A 17,139-nucleotide genomic window follows, 5' to 3' on the forward strand; every position below is an offset into this window, starting at 1 on the left:
GCGGGTTCACAGCTTGAAACGGCCCGCCATGCCCCGCAAGGGCATGTCTGCACTCGTGAGGATTCCTGGTCGCGCGCTGACCACCGAACGGATCGAGTTCAGCGCAGGTTGACCTGTGACGGTCATGCCGATGGATGCGAAATCCTCGGGGTTGTCAAGCCGCACTCCCGGTTTCGGGAAGATCATGTGCTTGCTGTAGATGTTCGGGTCGCCCTGGATATGGGTGATGTAGCAACCCTTGATGTCCCAGCTGGGCGCGGTGTGCGGCGTCATCTGCCATTCCAGGTGTGACTCGACCCGCGGCACACCGTTCACCATGCCCTGGTACTTGATGTAGTTCGCGCCCAGCGAACCCTTTGGCATCTGATACCACCCGAGGTCCACGTCTTTGGTGCACGCGCCCAGCTCGTAGGAGAACTTGACCTCGTCCAGCTTCAGATCAAAACAGTCGGCCATCATGTAGACGCTGTCGGAGAACACTCTCGTGTACTTCTCCAGTGATCCGGGGATCGACGGGTCGTCGAGGGGGCGTCCGTACCCGACCTCTTTCCACGTCTCCACCGAATGATGGCACGACACATCCACCGATTCGATGACGGTCACGTTTTCGATGTCTGCCACATCGGCGGAGTGGACGACTCCGAGTATCTGGCACAGTCCCGGGTTCATACCGGTGCCATAGAAGGTGGAACCTCCACGCTGACAGGCGGCTTCGAGCACTTCGGTGGTCTTCTTGCCTGACGGGTGCGGGTGGTTCTGATTTCTGTGGTGCCCCGTGATCCAGTCGGCCGTGGTGACGATGTTGATGCCCGCTTCGAGCACACGCTCGTACAGTTCTTCGTCCGGGAACACCCCGTGAAAGGTCAACACATCCGGCTTCGCAGCGATGATGTCGTCCACCGATCCGGTGGCGATGACCCCGTTCGGCGCCAGGCCCGCTATCTCGCCCGCGTCCCGGCCCACCTTCTCCGGGGTGTAACAGTGCAGGCCGATCAGCTCGAGGTCGGGATGACTTGCGATCCGCTTGATCATCTCGGTTCCCACATTTCCTGTGGCAACCTGGAATACGCGAATCTTCTCAGCAGCACTCATGTGTTGTCTCCCTGTTGATCTCGGCTTGTGTACCGATCTTCGGACCGGCGGTTCGACCACCGATCACGATGTGGCCTCGACTGTCGACGTGTGAGCGTGGGTGCGGTTCTGCTCATCTGGATAGAACTGCGCAGCCCAGGCGCGGAGGGCCCGAAAGCCCTCGAACTCCTTGCGGGAGAGAGCCGGTGGGTCGGAGTACCGCTGGTGCGCCCAGATGTTGATGTCGGCCGCGAACTGTTCGATGATGTAGTTCGCCATCGTCTTCGCGTAATCGTTCATCTCCGCGGACTGGTCGCCGGGCTTGCGCCCGATCCACACCGTGAACCGGACATCGGATGTGTTGTCGTCGACGGGCGTCACCGCGGACAGAGTGCGGTTGTCGACCATGCCCCAGCTCTTGGTGACCGCCACGCCGAGTCCGCCGTTGATGGCCTCCACCCCGCTGCTGACTTCGTCTTCGGAGACCGCGTCGTCAAAGGCCACCGTGAAGTCGACATACGAGACCGGCTCGTCGAAGTCCTGCCGGGTGAACTCCGGGATGAACGGCGTTTTGTGCACGAACTTGAAATGGGCGAAGTCCACGCCGTTTTCCATGATGTATTGCGGATGCAGTTCGAGCCGCTCGCGGTAGAGCACGCCGACGGGGAACGATGGGTAATAGTCGTCCGCGCTCTTGCCGTCGTCGAAGTCGGCGAACACATCCGGAACATCGAAGTACGGGGCTCGGCCCTCCACGTCGTGCCAGATCCAGATGGATTCGTTGCGCTCTACGACGGGGTAACTGCGGATCCGCCGGCCCTTGTTCGGATGGTTCTCGTAGGGAATGCAGACATTCCGGCCCTCGGAGTTCCATTCCCATCCGTGAAACGGGCAGACCAGGTTCTCGCCCTCCACATGTCCGCCGTAGCCGAGGTGGGCGCCGAGATGTTCGCAGTAGGCGTCGAAGACCGCCACCTGCCCCGACGCAGTTCGCCATGCCACCATCTCGCGGCCGAAATACGTCATCCGGTGGACTTCGCGCACGGTGACCTCAGCCGACCAAGCCACCTGAAACCAGCCGGTGGGCTTCATGGACAGTGTGGGTTTGGCCACGCCGAACCTCCGCGTCTCTCGAATTACGTTGTGCCGCAGTCGATGCCTAGCATCCACTCGAATGGACCACGCACCCTGCGGCGGCCGCGCTGACCACAACCGTAGAACCATCTGTGAAACTTGTAAAGAGGGTTCTTTGAAAGTAGGCGTCGCGGCTGACACCGACTACCATCGGCTGTCATGACCGAAGTGGCGGCGCCGAGCAGGCGGGCGAACAAGCGAGGAATCGCCACCCGCGAGAGCATGATCAAGTCCGCGATCACCGCGTTGGCAACGGGCGACCCCGGCGCCGTGTCGGGAAACCGGATCGCTCGCGACATCGGGGCCACCTGGGGCGTGGTGAAGTATCAGTTCGGCGACATCGACGGGTTGTGGGCCGCCGTACTCCGCTACACCGCCGAGCAACGTGGCGATCTGCCCGCAAACGTCAAGCCGGGAGGAACCCTCCAAGAACGGGTGACCGGGCTGGTGGAGGCAATGTACGTCGGGCTGCGATCGCCGGAATCACTGGCGATCGAGACACTGCGTGCGGCCCTGCCCCGCGAACGCGCCGAACTCGAGCGCGACTTCCCCCTCACCGCAGCCGAGCTCGCCTCGTGGAAACCACGCTGGGACAACGCTTGTGAGCGTGCGTTCGCCGACCTGGGTGTGGATCCGGTGCGGATCCGGCAGATGGCTGCGCTGATCCCGGCAGCCATGCGCGGCATCACCTCGGAGCGAACCCTGGGAACGTACGGGGACCTCGACGATGCCCGCGACGGCTTGGTCAACGCCATCATCGCCTATCTGGACTCGCAGTAGCCCGAAAGCCTCTAGAGAAAGACTTTCTCAAACACGGAATGAATGATCGTTATTTCGTTGCGGTGCATCATGTTTCGTGAACAGTCGTCGAACTCACTCCGCGGTCGCGGGACCGGTGTTTTAATATCACCATGTCATTTAGTGGTCGGACTCTTGCCCTGCGTGTCGTCGCCGCAGTAGGTCTCCTCGTCGGATCGTTGGCCCTGGCGGGTGTTCCTGCCGCGCAGGCAGATCCGGGGCCCGGGTCCCCGCTACCGTCGGCCGACCCCTTCTACAGCTACGACGGGTCGCTCACCGACATCACGCCGGGCACGGTACTGCGGAGCCGGCCGATGACATTCCGGACGCCGACGCTCGACACGCCGATCACCGGTAGCCAGGTCCTCTACCGCACAACCGATCAGCAAGGCAGAGGTGCTGTCACCGTCGCTACAGTGCTGCGGCCGCTGGTGCCCGGACCGACGAAGCTGATCTCGTACCACATGGCGTACGACGCCCTCGGTTCTCAATGCGATCCTTCGTACACACTCAGCGGCGGGTCATCCAGTCCCATCGCCGAGGCCGAGCAAGCAGTGATCGCCGGATACCTTGCCGCCGGGTACACCGTGGTCGCCCCCGACTACGAGGGTGAAAATCTGGAGTGGACCATCGGACGCCAGTCCGGCTATGCCGCGCTCGACGGTGTCCGGGCTGCCGAGGCTTTCTTGAAGCTGCCGGTCTCCACCCCGGTGGGCCTGCTCGGGTACTCGGGCGGCTCGGTACCCACCCAGTGGGGTGCCGAGGTGGCACCGAAGTACGCGCCCGAACTGAACATCATCGGCGTCGCGGCAGGCGGATTGCCCGTCGACCTCGCCCACAACCTTCCTTACATCAGCGGCGGCACCAAGTGGGCGGGCGTGATCCCCGCGCTGATCGTCGCCTACCAGCGCGCCTACAACCTCGACACCAGCAAGTTCATCTCCGACTACGGCCAGCAGCTGATGCAAACGGTCAGTTCGGAATGCATCGCCAACTTTGCCGGTGACTATCCCGGTCTGACGGACGCCCAGATGGTGAAGGCCCCGTACACCTCACTGTTGCAGGTGCCGCAGGTCGTCGGCGCGATCGACGACAACATCATGGGCAGCCAGGGAACCCCGAAGGCGCCATTGTTCCTGGCTGTCGGACATGCCGACACCATCGGCGACACCATCATGGTCACCGACGACGTGGTGGGTCTGGCACACGAATACTGCGGCCGCGGAGTCGATGTCACCTACGCGCAGTACAACGGTCTGACGCACCAGGAATCGTTCCCACCGTTCGAGGCACAGGGCTTTGAGTACCTGACCGAGCGTTTTGCGGGTATCCCCACCCGTAGCAACTGCGCCGGCATTCCCCCCGGCAACAGCCTCGCGCCCACACCGATTCCCTGACCGCTCCGTCCGGCTCGGTCCAGCAGCACTGGCGAGACCGGTTTGAATCCGCGGTGTTCTGGCTACGCCCTACCCATGCGCCTGGGTTTCCGACATCGAATGCCGACTGTGGAACTCTCCATGTCGTTGCCGTCGGATGCGGTGTGGGACGTCCTGGTGGACCTGACGTCGTGGCCGAAGTGGGGCCCGACGGTTGCCGGTGCTGAACTCGATGATCCCGGGCCGCTGAAGCTGGGCGCCCGCGGCAAGGTGTGGACACCGGTCGGCGTACCGCTCCCATTCGAGATCAACGAGTTCATCGACGGCCGGGTATGGGCTTGGCGGGTGGCAGGTGTGCCCGCGACCCGGCACGAGGTGATCCCGACACGGGGCGGCTGCGTGCTCAGCATGGCTGTGCCGGTGTGGGCGCCGGCCTACCTGAGCATCATGGCGATCGCGGTGCCTCGGATCGAGCGTCTCGCCGCCGAGCGCGTCTCCTGACGCGAACACATCTACAGCCGTTGGTACACGCGCTGTTTCGCCGCCGTTCACACGGGGCGCAGTCGGGTCATCCGGCGTCAGGTGTCATCTTCTGTGCTGTGAGACAACTCCTGCTGGACGTGATGCGCTCACGGTACGTTCTGTGAGTGAGCAACTCGTTCCTGGCGGTACTGTGCGCGATCGGCGCCGCTCTGTGTATCGCGGTGGGCACGGTGATCCGACAGCGATCGGCGTCGGTGATCAGCGATGACGACGTGGGCGCGCTCGGGCCGATCACCACACTCGTTCGCAGACCGGAATGGTGGCTGGGCACACTGGTGGGGTTCGGTGGTTACGGCCTTCAGGCGGTTGCTCTAGGGCTCGGATCGCTTCTGCTCGTGCAGCCCCTTCTCGTGTTGTCGTTGCTGTTCGCCCTACCGCTGGGGGCGAGATTCTCCGGCCGTACCGTCCGGCCACTGGACTGGGCCTGGGCGGCGGCGTTGACCCTGTCTGTCGCCGTACTCGTTGTGGTGGGCGACCCACGGCCCGGTGTCGAACGTGCCGAGACGCAGCACTGGATCATCATCTGCGCCATCGGGTTACCGTTTGTCGCCGCGTGTGTCCTACTGTCGCGCAACGGATCCAGGTCACGGCGTGCGCTACTTCTGGGACTCGCCGGAGGCGCACTCTTCGGCGTTGCAGCAGTGCTGACCAAAGGGGTTGTCCATCTCGTCGGGCGCGGCCCCGTTGCGCTGCTCACGTCGGTGGAGCCCTACGCGCTGATCGTTGTGGCGGTGATCGCTATATCACTGCAGCAGTCAGCTTTTCAGGTCGGCGCATTGCAGGCATCGCTTCCGGCCACCACGGTGATGGAACCGATGGTCGCCTCGCTGCTGGGCTTCGTTGTGCTCGGTGAGTACATGCATGCCGACAAGGCAGCGGCCGCGATCCTGGCCATCGCGCTCGTCGCCACGGTCGCCGCCGCAGTTGCATTGGCCCGAAGTGCTGCCGACAGTGAGGAGGTGGTCGCCACGACCACCTGATTGTGCAAATGAAAACAGGACAAAGGAGCAAAATGTCAAAACTGCCCACCCACAATGACATCTGGCGGCGCCGGTCTCTCATGGTCACGTTCGTGGCGGCCTTGGTGACCCAGAACGCGATCGCGATTCCCTACGTCCGCGAGAACGGCCCGAAGTCGGTGCTGGACTTCTTCATCGGAGACATCCACAAGACGACGCCGGGCCGCTTCGCGATGGTCGACCTCATGTACGTGGTCATCGGATTCCATATCTGGGCGTTCTCGGAAGCGAAGAAGCTCCACATCATCCGATGGTGGGTCGCTTCATTTGTCCTCACCTTCGGGGTGGGCATCGCGACCGCGATCCCCTTCTTCCTGCTCGCCCGGGATCGCGCTCTCGAGCGCCGCGGATCCGACCACCAGGTCGTAAGCGCCATGTAGTGCAAGTGGTGCTGTAGCCAGCGGCCGAGGTGGCCCGCGCTGGCCTTATCGCCACGGCTGCCGTAGCGTCCGCAACGGGGAGGATGTGGATGAACGAGCAGGAATCGTCACGCGCGAAGCAGGCATGGACCTACGGGTTGATCATGGTGTCCGTCGTAGCGTTGGTGATCGCGGTGGCCGGCCTTCTGAGGCCATCGCCGGATCCGGAACTGACCACAGTGCCAACAACATCGACGCCAGAGCCCGATCCGGCTGCGCCCATGGACGTCGACATCGTTGAAGAACCCGTGGACCCGACCGCACCCATTCCGGGGTGCGAGACGGTCGAGCCACCACCCACCGATTCGGGTCGCTACAGTGTTTTTACGTCCAGTAGCGACCCCAGCTACGACAATCCCGAGTTCCCATGGTTTAGCGGTCCAAAGGCGACCGCGATGTCGAACGCTGTTGTCGACGTGCTGCCAGATACTGCGGAGATCGAGTTCGCGAGTCCAGATCGCTCACTTGTTTTCCGGCCGATCACAGACTTCGGAGATTCTGACAGTGAACTCGACGGGTACACCCACGCGTCCGGATCGTTGGTCAACGGCGATGCCAGGGGCAGCCTCTCGGTCCAAGTGCAGAACAGAGCATCACCAATTCCCGCATGTGTGGCGGGCTATCTCGATGAGCGTCGCACCACGACTGACGGCGTTGTGGTTGATGTTCACGACAGCTGGCAGGAGGTGGACGGGGCCCGAACCCTGAGCCGGTCTGCGCATGCGTACGTGTCTGACGGGTCGTGGATATATGCAGACTCGAACGACGTCTTCACGACCACGCAACAAGAGCACAGCGGCAAAGTTCCCCTGACGATCGATGATCTGGTGCGAATCGTCACCGACCCTCGGCTTCGCGTCAGCACCCCCGCACCGCCGGGCACACCTCCGCCGCCAGAAGGTTGTCGCCACCCCTTCGGCTCGAACAGTGAGCTGAACGCCCCACGTATTGATCGCGAGCAGGCGCAGAGGCTGGACTCTGTGCTCGCCACCATCGACCTCGGTGGGCCGCGACTGAATCCGTTACAACCGGGCGGATCCCCGAATGATCTTCTGTGCTCCGACAATCGGGACGTGAAAGGCGCTGCAGGGCTCTATATCTCGATCACCGGAGGCCAGCCACTTCCTACTCCTGAACGTCCCGTTCCCGGGGCCGGTGGTCAGCAGGAGATGCGGACGCTTCCCGACGGGACCGTTGTGCAGACGCAGCAGTCCTCCGGTTCGATCTCAACAACGAGCAGTCCCGACAACTCGCAGAGGGAGACGATCAACTCCGTCGAAGTGACGCGTCCCGGCGGTACTCAAATCTCTGTCAGTTCCAGCGCCCCCGTGCCCAATTCGCCGCTTTCCTTGGAAGAGCTCGAATCGATTGCACTCACAGACGGATTGGAGCTGTAGCCGTGCCCAACAGGAGTACGCGGGCGCTGGTCGCAGCTGCGACAGCCGCCATCGTGACGGTCACCGCAGCGGTGGTCGTGGTGGCCAACCAAGGTCAAACATCGGTCAAGAAGATCACCGGGACAAACGAGCACACGCCCGGGCTCGCTTGGTCGCTCGATGCTGCGGAATACCTCGGCCGTCCTTTCGCCGACTTCTCTGATCCCCGTGGGGGATCGTCGTATATGTCGGGCACTCCCGGATTCATCCTGGCAGCAGACACTCTCGTGACCCTTGTCGGTATCCCGACCGACAGATACGTTCTCGACGAGGCCGCAATGATCGGCATCGATCCCGAAAACGGTGCGGTCCGCTGGAAGGCTCCCGCCGCGGATCTCGAGCAGTGCAGCGGGCAGCCGATCGATGGGAAGATCTACTGCTACGCACAAGCCGATGGCCACGCGATCGTCACATACGACCTCAAGTCGGGTACGTCCGAGAGGCGTTCCGTCGAGGAGTACATTTTCGGTCTCACGACCACCGCTGACACCCTGTACATCATCGAAGGCAGCCCTGAAGACGGCGAGGTCCGGGTCCATTCGGGCGGCTTCGATGACGTTTCTGCCAACTGGACGCAGAGCTTTGACGTCAGCGGCGGATGGGAGGAGGTGTACCAGTCGGGTGTACTGACCGTGAACGACGGGGTCGGGCTCGTGAAGATGGGCATCGACATGGCTCAATTCGATGCCGATTCCGGCACCCTGTTGTGGGGCAGCGGGGAGAGCTGCGTCTCCAGTGCGACCCTCGGGTCCGGAGGTGTTGTGGTGCAATCGGACAGCGGGTGTGGGTCCGGCGACACCGAGTCCGAGCAGGTACTACGGGGCCCGGACGGGAAGGTGCTCGCAACCTCGAAGAGTCCGGAAGTGCAGCGTCCGACATTCGATCACGCCGTCGATGCCGATGCCCCCGTCCTGCTCGGTGATTCCGCGTACCACCGCACCACCGGCGAACGCCTCTGGACCGACGAAGATCTCGTTGATCGAGAGTCCGGAACCGTCACCGCCGTCGTCGGCAACATCGCCTACCTCCGTGATACGGGCAATGCACGCGCAGTAGGCATCGATGTGAGGTCTGGAAGGCAGCTGTGGCGCGTCGATGGAGACCAGTCGTTGACACCCCTCACGGCCGGTGGCGGGTTACTCGTCGGATCCGGAGTGGTCGCCGGGTCCGAGGCGCTGATGGCGGTCGACATCGGTACCGGCGAGATCGTCTGGACAGCGCCATTTGTGGCGATCGACCCAGATCCCGAGACATTCCGTTCAGGCGGTGCGATGACACCGTACGACAACGGGTGGATCTATTCCTCGGATCGCAGGATGATCGGCCTCACTCCGCTCTGACGCGAGGTATGACTGTTGGGCCGCCGCACTTGTTGACGGTGCGAGCACGCAACATGGCAGGCTGGTGCTGTGGCTGAACTCCTGTTGGTGAGCCGATGGTTGTCGGCGGTACCGGGCTTCCTGACGCCCCGAACCCACCCTGGTGCCACAATCGGATTCGTTCCGACCGCATCGTCGATCTATGACGACCGAGCATGGGTGGACTTCGATCGAACAACTCTCCACGAACAGGGCTGGCATACAGTCGAACTCGACATCGAAGCCATGACGGCAATCGACCTCGCGAAGTCACTGGACACGGTTGATGCAGTCTTCGTCTCCGGCGGCAACGTCTTCCACTTGCTCGAGGTGTTGCGGCGCACGGGTTTCGCGGAGGTCCTCTCCGAACGCGTCGAGGCCGGTCTCCCCTACATCGGCGCAAGTGCAGGTGCGTGCGTCATCGGCGCAGATATCGAACCGCTCGCCATGCTCGACGACCCGGCCGAGGCGCGCAGTCTTGACTCCACAACTGGGCTCGGCTGGATTGACGAGGTGATCGTGCCCCACGCCGACGGAATTGTGTCGGGTCGGGCGGTCATCGACGAACTCAGACACCGATTCGGTGGGCGATTCACACTGCGACTACTCGCCGACGACCAGGCGTTGCTGGTTTCAGGCAGTTCGCGCTCCGTGGTCCCCTCCTGACGGCGCAGCTTTCGCGTCAGCACCCGCCGGACATACAAGCGAGGGGAGTGATGCGGTTCTCCGCATCACTCCCCTCGTGTACCCCTGCAGCGGTGAGGCTTTCAGGTCCCCTAGTCGGCCGTGGGGATCAGATGGTCCCGGCCAGTACGGGGTCATCCACGCCGGCGGTGTTCGCGGCCGTGATCGAGTAGTCCGGTAGGACAACGGTTTCGAGTTGCTTGACGTACTGCGTGGCGAAACCGGGGTACATGGTGGCGTTGAAGCCGTCCTCGGTGAGATACCAGCTCGAGCAGCCCGAGTTCCACGTGGTCTTGGTCAACCGTCGCTGCAAATCCTCGTTGTACTGCGCCTGCACATCCGCACGGACGTCGAGGACGAAGTTCTGGTTCACTGCGGTGGCGATGGCGTCGACGATGTAGTCGATCTGCGCTTCCATGTACACCAGCGCTGAGCTGTGGCCCGGGCCGGAGTTCGGACCGAAGGTGAAGTACATGTTCGGGTATCCCGAGACGGCAACGGACTTGTAGGCGTACGCGCCTTTGCTCCACTCCTCGGCGAGGACGCGGCCGCCGCGGCCGGTGATCGGAATCGGTGTGCCCGCCTTGGATACGTCGAATCCCGTTGCGAAGACGATGGCGTCGAACTGGTGCTCGATTCCCTCGACCGTGCGAATCCCCTTCGGGGACATACTGGCAATCGGCCAGGTCACCAGAGTGCAGTTGTCCTTCTGCAGAGCCGGGTAGTACTGACTGGTCATCAGCAACCGCTTGCATCCTGCCCGGAACTCGGGTGTGAGCTGGCGGCGCATCCACGGATCACGCACCTGAGCGCGCAGGTGCAGCTTGGACACCCCTTCCACGACGCGGGTCAGCGGCGACTTCCACACCACGCCCAAGGCGACGGATTCGTGGCCCCAGAACCAGGCTTTGCGGGCCAGCGACTGCGTGAACGGCAGGCGTCGATACACCTCGCGGGTCACCGGCCGTGTGCTCAGGTTGGTGCGCGGAAGAACCCAACCGGGTGTGCGCTGGAAGACCTTCACCGAGTCCGCCACACGGACCAGTTCCGGCACGATCTGCACCCCGCTGGCCCCGGTGCCCACGACGGCAACCTTCTTGCCCGCGAAGTCGTAGTCATGGTTCCAGCGGGCGCTGTGGATCTTTTCGCCCTCGTAGGTTTCGATGCCGCGGATCTTCGGGAGGCTCACGTTGGCAAGGGGGCCCGACGCCATGACAACGGCGCGAGCGAAGACCGGCTCGCGGTCGTCGATGGTGATCTCCCACAGCGACGAGTCCTCGTGCCAGGTCAGATCGGCCACGTTGTGTTCGAACCGGAAGTACTGGCCCAGCTCGAACTTGTCGATCATCGAATCGACGTAGGCGAGGATCTCTTCGCTGCCGGAGTAGGTGTGCGACCAGTCCGGATTCGGCGCGAAACTGTAGGAGTACAGCCGCGACGGAATGTCGCATGCCGCACCGGGATAGGTGTTGTCACGCCACGTCCCCCCGGGACGGGTGCCACGCTCCAAGATGGCGATGTCTGCGATGCCGCGTTGCTTGAGTCGGATCGCTGCGCCCACGCCGGCGAATCCGCCGCCGATGACAGCGACGGACAACACTTCACGGCCGCTCATGCGACGGGCTCGTAGGTCAGTTCCTTCGACCAGGTGGGCTGGGCGCGGAGCAGGCGTTTGGGGTACTTGGCGGTCAGGGTGACCATCGAATCGGCCAAATAATGGTACGGATGGTCACGATTGATCACCACCGATCCGTGCCAGGCGATGAAGCGGTACATGGGCAAGCGTTTCGGGAACGGCGTGCGCTCACCGACCTTCTTGAATCGCTTCATGGCGGTGTAGAGACGCTCCTCGTCGACACCCATCGCAACGATGTTGTCGCGCATCTTGTTCAGCAACGGGATGTAACGCAGGGTGCCGATGATCAGCGACGGGTGCATCCAGGCGCCGACGGTTTCCACGATGATCTTGCGCATCTTCGCATGACCGAGAAGCTCGATGACCTCGAAATCAACTGCGAGATGCCGTGACTCGTCGGCGTTGATGCGTTTGAACACCTCTTGGCAGACCGGGTCGTCGATCTCGTCGACGATGAACTTCACCAGCGCACCGTCGAGGGCCACCTCGAGCATCGGAATCACTGTGCCGAGCACGGCCAGTGGGGTTTGGTCGGAGTACTTGTCCAGCCAGTCGATGATGAGTTTGACATTGACGTTCGGCTGAGGGATCTCGTCGTTCTCGAGCATCCCCCACCGGCGCATCAGCGCCAATTCGGCGTTGGCGTGCTTCTGTTCCTCGGCGTGGAAGTGGCGGTAGATGTCTCGGAGGGTTTCGGTCGGGGCCTTGCGAGCCATGGCCGCGAAACCACGGGCACCGACGTTCTCGATCCACATCAGATCCGACATGAACGGCTTGAGTTTGGCGTGCAGTTCGGGGCTGATCAGCTCCGCACCCGGTGCATCCCAGTCGATGTCGGCGAGGGCCCATTGACGGTCTTTGATCTTGTCCAGCATGGCATCGAAATCGAAGTTCTGTGTCATCGTCACTTTCCTGTCGTTGAAGCGGATTGGAGCTGGCTGTGCGGCGCGGGCTCGTCCGGTATCAGCCGATTGAGCAGCCCGGCACCACGGGCGTAGAGAGCTGGAGTGAGTCGCTTGGCCAGCCAGATCGCCTTGGCATCAAGCTGCGGAACGACGTAGAGGCGGCCTTTGTCGAAGGCGTCGAGCGTGCCGACGGCCACGCGCTCGGGCGAGAACCCGGTCCACCGCATCAGGTTCTGCGCGAGTTGGGACGACTTCGCGGTGATACGGCCGTCCACGGCGACGTTGGTCTTGACGAACGTCGGGCACAGTACGCTCACGCGCACACCGGTTCCCGACAATTCCGCAGCCAAGGTTTCCGAAAGCGACATGACACCGGCCTTGCCGACGCTGTAGGGACCCATGGTCGGCGCGGCGGCGAACCCCGCGGCAGAGGCGACGTTGATGACACCCCCGCGCCCGGCAGCGAGAAGTTGTGGAACGAACGTTTCACACCCGTGGATGACGCCCCACAAATTGATGCCCAAGGCCCAGTTCCAGTTGTCGAAACCGATGCTGCCCACCGGTTGCCCGCCGATGCCAACACCGGCGTTGTTGATCACCACCGTTGGGGCACCACCGAATTCGAGTTCGGCGAACAGAGCGAGATCTTCCACCTGCGATCGATCGGCGACGTCGCACTGCACTGCGTAGCCACGGCCTTCAAGAAGGCGAACGGTTTCCTCGGCCCGTTCGAGTGAGATGTCGGCGCACACGACGCGGCCTCCGCGCCGGGCGAGCTCGATGGCAAAGGCGCGGCCGATACCGCTTCCCGCGCCGGTCACCACGGCATCGGCGCCGTACGACGGCGGCGGGGTCGATCGGAATCCGAACATGACTTCTCGATTTCTGTTAGAGGGCTGAATGGCCGAAAGGGACCGCGGTGAGACCGAGTTCGGAGCGGAGGAACTGTGCTGCCCGCCGCAACGCGGGCGCCGCCTCCGGGGACACGCGATCAAGCGCTTGGAAGACGTGCATCTGGTCAGGCCAGATCTCGAGCGTGCATGTCCCCGCGTTGGCTTCGACGAGGTCACGCAGATATTCGGCGTCGGCGACCAACATCTCGGCGCCGCCCGCCTGCACCAGGAAGGGCGGCAACACGGTTCCGGCCTCCACCGCCAGTCGCAGGCGCGGGATGTCCGGCTCCTGCCCGGTTGTGTAGAGCGTGGTGAGGGCCCGCGCGCCGGCAGCGGAAATCATCGGATCGCGCCGCACGCGCTCGCGACCCTCGGCCAAATCGAAGGTCAAGTCGATCAAGGGGGAGAACAGCACCACCGCAGCAGGCTGAGGTATTGAGCGTCGGGCGTTGTCGATGACCAGGTCCAGCGCGAGGTGCCCGCCTGCGGAGTCTCCCGCGACGACGATGTTGCCGGGGTCGTAGCCACGCTCCAGCAACCATCGATACGCCCTCTCGATGTCGTCCGCGGCAGACGGGAACGGATGCTCGGGTGCGAGTCGATACTCCACCACGAGCACCGGGAGACCCGCCTCACGGGAAAGTCGCGATGCCAGGCCACGGTGCGTGCGCGCCGAACAGATCGCGTAGGCGCTCCCGTGCAGATACAGCACCACTCCGGCGGCCTCGCCCGCGACATTCTGGTCTGGGAACCCGGGTTTTGTGGCATCCACCCACTCACCGACGACACCGTCGTCGCTGATCGCTGTGACCCTGGTTCCGCGCAACCGGCTGCCGCACAAACGCATTGCAACCTCGACGAGAACCCGCGCGACCTGCACGCCACCCTTGTCGTACGGAAGCCGCGACGCGACCGGACGCAGCGTCGCCGCCGTCACCCGCGCAGCACACCGGGACCGCAGGGATCCCCGCAGTGGCACGACCGCACCTCTCGTTGTCATAACGACAGCATCATCGGAAACTGTGCCATTTGTCAATGGTACGGTTTGTTCACGCAGATCGAACGCACTTCACTCCATCGGAACAGGCCCGCCAATGTCGGCCGAGTGCAGACAGTGCACGAAAGGATGACTCTTGACGATCGATTCGGCCGGCACGGCCACGAGTGCACGAACCCTTCGTCTGCAGGTCGAGCGCGTCATCGAGGAAACGTCCGACGCCGTGACCCTCGTCTTCTCCACACCCGACAACGACCGTCCGGCGCCGTTCGACTATCGGCCCGGACAATTCGTCACGCTGGAGATCCCGCATGAGAAGGACAGTTCCGTGGCGCGCTGTTACTCGCTGTCGAGCAGCCCAGACTGCGACGATCGGCCGGCAATCTCGGTCAAACGCACCCCGGGCGGTTACGCGTCCAACTGGCTCTGCGACAACGCGACCGTCGGAATGACCCTGTCGGCGCTGCGGCCCGCGGGCTCTTTTGTGCCGTCACGGTGGGACAAGCCACTCGTTCTCGTCGCGGCCGGCAGTGGCATCACCCCGGTGCTGTCCATCCTCAAGACCGCGCTGGAAGTCCACCAGGAGCGGGTCGTACTGGTCTACGCGAACAGGTCGACCAAATCGGTGATGTTCGCGAGCACCCTGGCCGACCTACTCCAGCGTTATCCAACGCGCCTCGAGGTGATCCACTGGTTCGAGTCCGACCACGGTTTGCCGACCGCCACCGGGCTGCGCAATCTGGTAACCCCATCGCCCGATTCTGATGCATACCTGTGCGGCCCTGCGGTATTCATGGATCTCGCGCATGACGCCCTCGTCGCCGCGGGACTCTCCCCCGATGCCATTCATCGAGAGGTCTTCACCTCCATCCAGGCCAACCCGTTCCATACCTCGGTCGCCGATTCCCCGTCCGCGGCAGACGTGGGTACGCCTGTCACCGCAGAGGTCGAAGGGGAGGACTACACCTTCCGCTGCCCGCCCGACACCGTTCTTCTCGACGCGATGCTCGACAACGGTATCGACGCCCCCTTCGTCTGCCGCGAAGGGAACTGCGGCGCATGCGCTTTCACTCTCAAAGCCGGCGAAGTCGAGATGCGTGTCAACGACACGCTCGACGATTACGAGATAGGCAAAGGCGTGCGGCTCGCATGTCAGTCCGTGCCTGTTTCCGACAGTCTCGACATCGTCATCGAGTAGGCAGTTCGACAGTCATCGGGTCTCGTTGTCGGGGTACTTCAGCGTTCAGCGTCCTATGGCGTGTGACTCCTACGTAACGACGTCGCCGATTGCAGTGTGAACTCCGCCTGCTCTCAAGGGCTTTCGCAGTGACCGAGGACCAATGCTGGTGTTACCGATCGGCGTCGTCGGTGGTGCGTGAGTTGGTGAGCATGAGCGCGCCGCCCGCGGCTATCAACCCGACGACGACAGCAAGAACTCCATAGGTAATTCGCTCGCCGTCGAAGAACGAGTGCACAAGGTCGCTGCTCCAGGTGCCGACGGGCAGTTGGGTGGTGACCAGGATTGCGATGAGAGTTCCGACCAGTGCGGTACCGACACTGGTGCCGACTTCTTGCGCGGTGTCGTTGAGAGCTGTGCCTATCGAGGTGCGATTGGCAGGCATCGCCTCGACGAGCGCGACCGCGCAGATCGTCATGACGGTGCGCAGCCCAATCGTCATCACAACCATGCAGACGGCGATGGCGAAATATCCGTGTTCGACGCCCCACGACAGACCGGCCAGGGATCCCGCGAGACAGCAGGCGCCGATGAGGCAAGCGATCCGATGACCGAATCGGGCACCGAGCCACTCCGAGAGGGGTGTCGCCGCAATCATCGTCACGATGATCGGCAGGTTCGCGAGGCCGGCTTTCATCGGGCTCCACCCGTAGGCGTACTGGAAGTGCAGGATGAGACCGAACATCACACTCGCCATCGCGATCGACGTCCCGATCTGGGCGATGGCCGCGCCTCTCACCGTCCCGTTGGAGAACAGTCGAAGGTCCAGCATGGGTGACGCGCTGCGCCGTTCATGCCAGTAGAAGGCGGCACCGGCGACGACTGCGCCAAGGATGGACGTCACCGTGAGTGCCGAGAGCCAGCCGTGGTCGACACCGCTGGTCAAGGCCCAACACGCAAGACCGATCATCGCGATACTCAGTACGGCACCGAGAAGGTCGAGCGCATCGTTCGTCAGGTCCTGGCGTCGGTCGGCCGACACCCCAAGCCAGACGCCGATGCCGGCGAGCAGCGCGATCGGAGCATTTGCAACGAGTAACCATTCCCACCGGAAGTGGGCCAACACTGTCCCGCCCAGCACGGGGCCGAGGACAAAACCCGACATGCCGACGACGATCATCACGGTCATGGCGCGCATGCGCAGCGTCTTGTCGTCAAAAAGACGGAAGACCAACGAGTTCGTGATCGGGGCCATGGCGGCGGCAGCAAGACCAAGGGCTGCACGTAGCGCAATGAGTTCGCCCGTCGTGGTCACGGCCAGGACCAGCAGGCTCAGCGCGCCAAAGACGCCGAGCCCGATCAGCAAGACCCGTCGGCGGCCGAATCTGTCAGCGACCGACCCGGCAGTCAGCAGTAGGCCTCCGAAGGTCAACGAGTATGCGCCGGTCACCCACTGAAGTGCTGTGGTGCCGCCGCCCAGGTCACGACCGATGGTCGGAAGCGCGATGGACAGCAGTGTGTTGTCGACCATTTCGACGAAGAACGCCAAACACAGTGCGGCAAGGGGTATCCACGCCGCGGCGAGGGATGTGTATGTGCGCGACGGTGCCTCAGTCGCAATACTTTTGGTGGGGGTCATTCGAAGCTCCTAAAGCCAGGGCGATGTCGGACCTGACGCTAGGAGCTGGTTCTT

The 17,139-nt window shown here is 63.2% G+C and carries 16 protein-coding genes; 9 read left to right on the plus strand and 7 right to left on the minus strand.

Features of this window, described 5'->3' with window-relative positions; translation table 11 throughout:
• Window positions 1-6: 6 nt before the first annotated feature.
• Entirely contained in the window at window positions 7-1,092 is a 1,086-nt protein-coding gene (locus tag ACVWY6_RS15210) for an NAD(P)H-dependent amine dehydrogenase family protein (protein WP_457539137.1), read from the minus strand.
• A gap of 63 nt (window positions 1,093-1,155) precedes the next feature.
• Window positions 1,156-2,184 (minus strand): Rieske 2Fe-2S domain-containing protein, encoded by a 1,029-nt coding sequence (locus tag ACVWY6_RS15215; protein WP_457539138.1) that lies wholly within the window; start codon window positions 2,182-2,184, stop codon window positions 1,156-1,158.
• Window positions 2,185-2,364: 180 nt separating this feature from the next.
• Here ACVWY6_RS15215 and ACVWY6_RS15220 point away from each other — a divergent pair, with 180 nt between their 5' ends.
• The 8 genes from ACVWY6_RS15220 to ACVWY6_RS15255 all read left to right on the plus strand — a co-directional run bounded on the left by ACVWY6_RS15220 (window position 2,365) and on the right by ACVWY6_RS15255 (window position 9,820).
• Window positions 2,365-2,985, plus strand: a complete 621-nt coding sequence (locus tag ACVWY6_RS15220; RefSeq protein WP_457539140.1) for a TetR/AcrR family transcriptional regulator — start codon at window positions 2,365-2,367, stop codon at window positions 2,983-2,985.
• Window positions 2,986-3,116: 131 nt separating this feature from the next.
• Window positions 3,117-4,400: a lipase family protein gene (locus ACVWY6_RS15225; protein ID WP_457539142.1), complete on the plus strand. Its 1,284-nt coding sequence runs from the start codon at window positions 3,117-3,119 to the stop codon at window positions 4,398-4,400.
• 75 nt (window positions 4,401-4,475) lie between these two features.
• Window positions 4,476-4,880: an SRPBCC family protein gene (locus tag ACVWY6_RS15230; protein ID WP_031332439.1), complete on the plus strand. Its 405-nt coding sequence runs from the start codon at window positions 4,476-4,478 to the stop codon at window positions 4,878-4,880.
• Between the two features lie 146 nt (window positions 4,881-5,026).
• Window positions 5,027-5,902, plus strand: coding sequence for a DMT family transporter (locus ACVWY6_RS15235; RefSeq protein ID WP_457539143.1), 876 nt, complete (start codon window positions 5,027-5,029; stop codon window positions 5,900-5,902).
• A gap of 32 nt (window positions 5,903-5,934) precedes the next feature.
• Window positions 5,935-6,321 (plus strand): DUF2834 domain-containing protein, encoded by a 387-nt coding sequence (locus ACVWY6_RS15240; protein ID WP_457539145.1) that lies wholly within the window; start codon window positions 5,935-5,937, stop codon window positions 6,319-6,321.
• Between the two features lie 89 nt (window positions 6,322-6,410).
• The gene (locus ACVWY6_RS15245) at window positions 6,411-7,757 is read left to right on the plus strand and encodes a hypothetical protein (protein ID WP_457539147.1); all 1,347 of its coding nucleotides are present in this window, start codon (window positions 6,411-6,413) and stop codon (window positions 7,755-7,757) included.
• A 2-nt stretch (window positions 7,758-7,759) separates the two neighbouring features.
• Window positions 7,760-9,136 (plus strand): outer membrane protein assembly factor BamB family protein, encoded by a 1,377-nt coding sequence (locus ACVWY6_RS15250; protein WP_457539149.1) that lies wholly within the window; start codon window positions 7,760-7,762, stop codon window positions 9,134-9,136.
• 69 nt (window positions 9,137-9,205) lie between these two features.
• Window positions 9,206-9,820 (plus strand): Type 1 glutamine amidotransferase-like domain-containing protein, encoded by a 615-nt coding sequence (locus ACVWY6_RS15255; protein WP_457539150.1) that lies wholly within the window; start codon window positions 9,206-9,208, stop codon window positions 9,818-9,820.
• Between the two features lie 127 nt (window positions 9,821-9,947).
• On the opposite strand, the gene ACVWY6_RS15260 is transcribed toward ACVWY6_RS15255, so the two are convergent.
• The 4 genes from ACVWY6_RS15260 to ACVWY6_RS15275 are packed head-to-tail and all read right to left on the minus strand — an operon-like array spanning window position 9,948 to window position 14,272.
• Window positions 9,948-11,453 (minus strand): flavin-containing monooxygenase, encoded by a 1,506-nt coding sequence (locus tag ACVWY6_RS15260; RefSeq protein WP_457539151.1) that lies wholly within the window; start codon window positions 11,451-11,453, stop codon window positions 9,948-9,950.
• Window positions 11,450-12,376 carry a hypothetical protein gene (locus ACVWY6_RS15265; RefSeq protein WP_030166382.1) on the minus strand — a complete coding sequence of 309 codons (927 nt, stop codon included), beginning with the start codon at window positions 12,374-12,376 and terminating at the stop codon, window positions 11,450-11,452. Before ACVWY6_RS15265 ends, ACVWY6_RS15260 begins: the two co-directional genes overlap by 4 nt.
• Before the next feature lie 2 nt (window positions 12,377-12,378).
• Entirely contained in the window at window positions 12,379-13,251 is an 873-nt protein-coding gene (locus ACVWY6_RS15270) for an SDR family NAD(P)-dependent oxidoreductase (protein WP_457539153.1), read from the minus strand.
• Window positions 13,252-13,267: 16 nt separating this feature from the next.
• The gene (locus tag ACVWY6_RS15275) at window positions 13,268-14,272 is read right to left on the minus strand and encodes an alpha/beta hydrolase (protein WP_457539155.1); all 1,005 of its coding nucleotides are present in this window, start codon (window positions 14,270-14,272) and stop codon (window positions 13,268-13,270) included.
• 133 nt (window positions 14,273-14,405) lie between these two features.
• On the opposite strand from ACVWY6_RS15275, the gene ACVWY6_RS15280 reads away from it, so the two are divergent.
• Complete coding sequence (locus ACVWY6_RS15280; protein ID WP_457539157.1) at window positions 14,406-15,467, plus strand: 2Fe-2S iron-sulfur cluster-binding protein; 1,062 nt, start codon at window positions 14,406-14,408, stop codon at window positions 15,465-15,467.
• A 151-nt stretch (window positions 15,468-15,618) separates the two neighbouring features.
• Here ACVWY6_RS15280 and ACVWY6_RS15285 read toward each other — a convergent pair whose 3' ends face one another.
• Window positions 15,619-17,085 carry an MFS transporter gene (locus tag ACVWY6_RS15285; RefSeq protein ID WP_457539159.1) on the minus strand — a complete coding sequence of 489 codons (1,467 nt, stop codon included), beginning with the start codon at window positions 17,083-17,085 and terminating at the stop codon, window positions 15,619-15,621.
• Window positions 17,086-17,139 lie beyond the last annotated feature (54 nt).

Source organism: Williamsia sp. R60 (genome assembly GCF_054063855.1).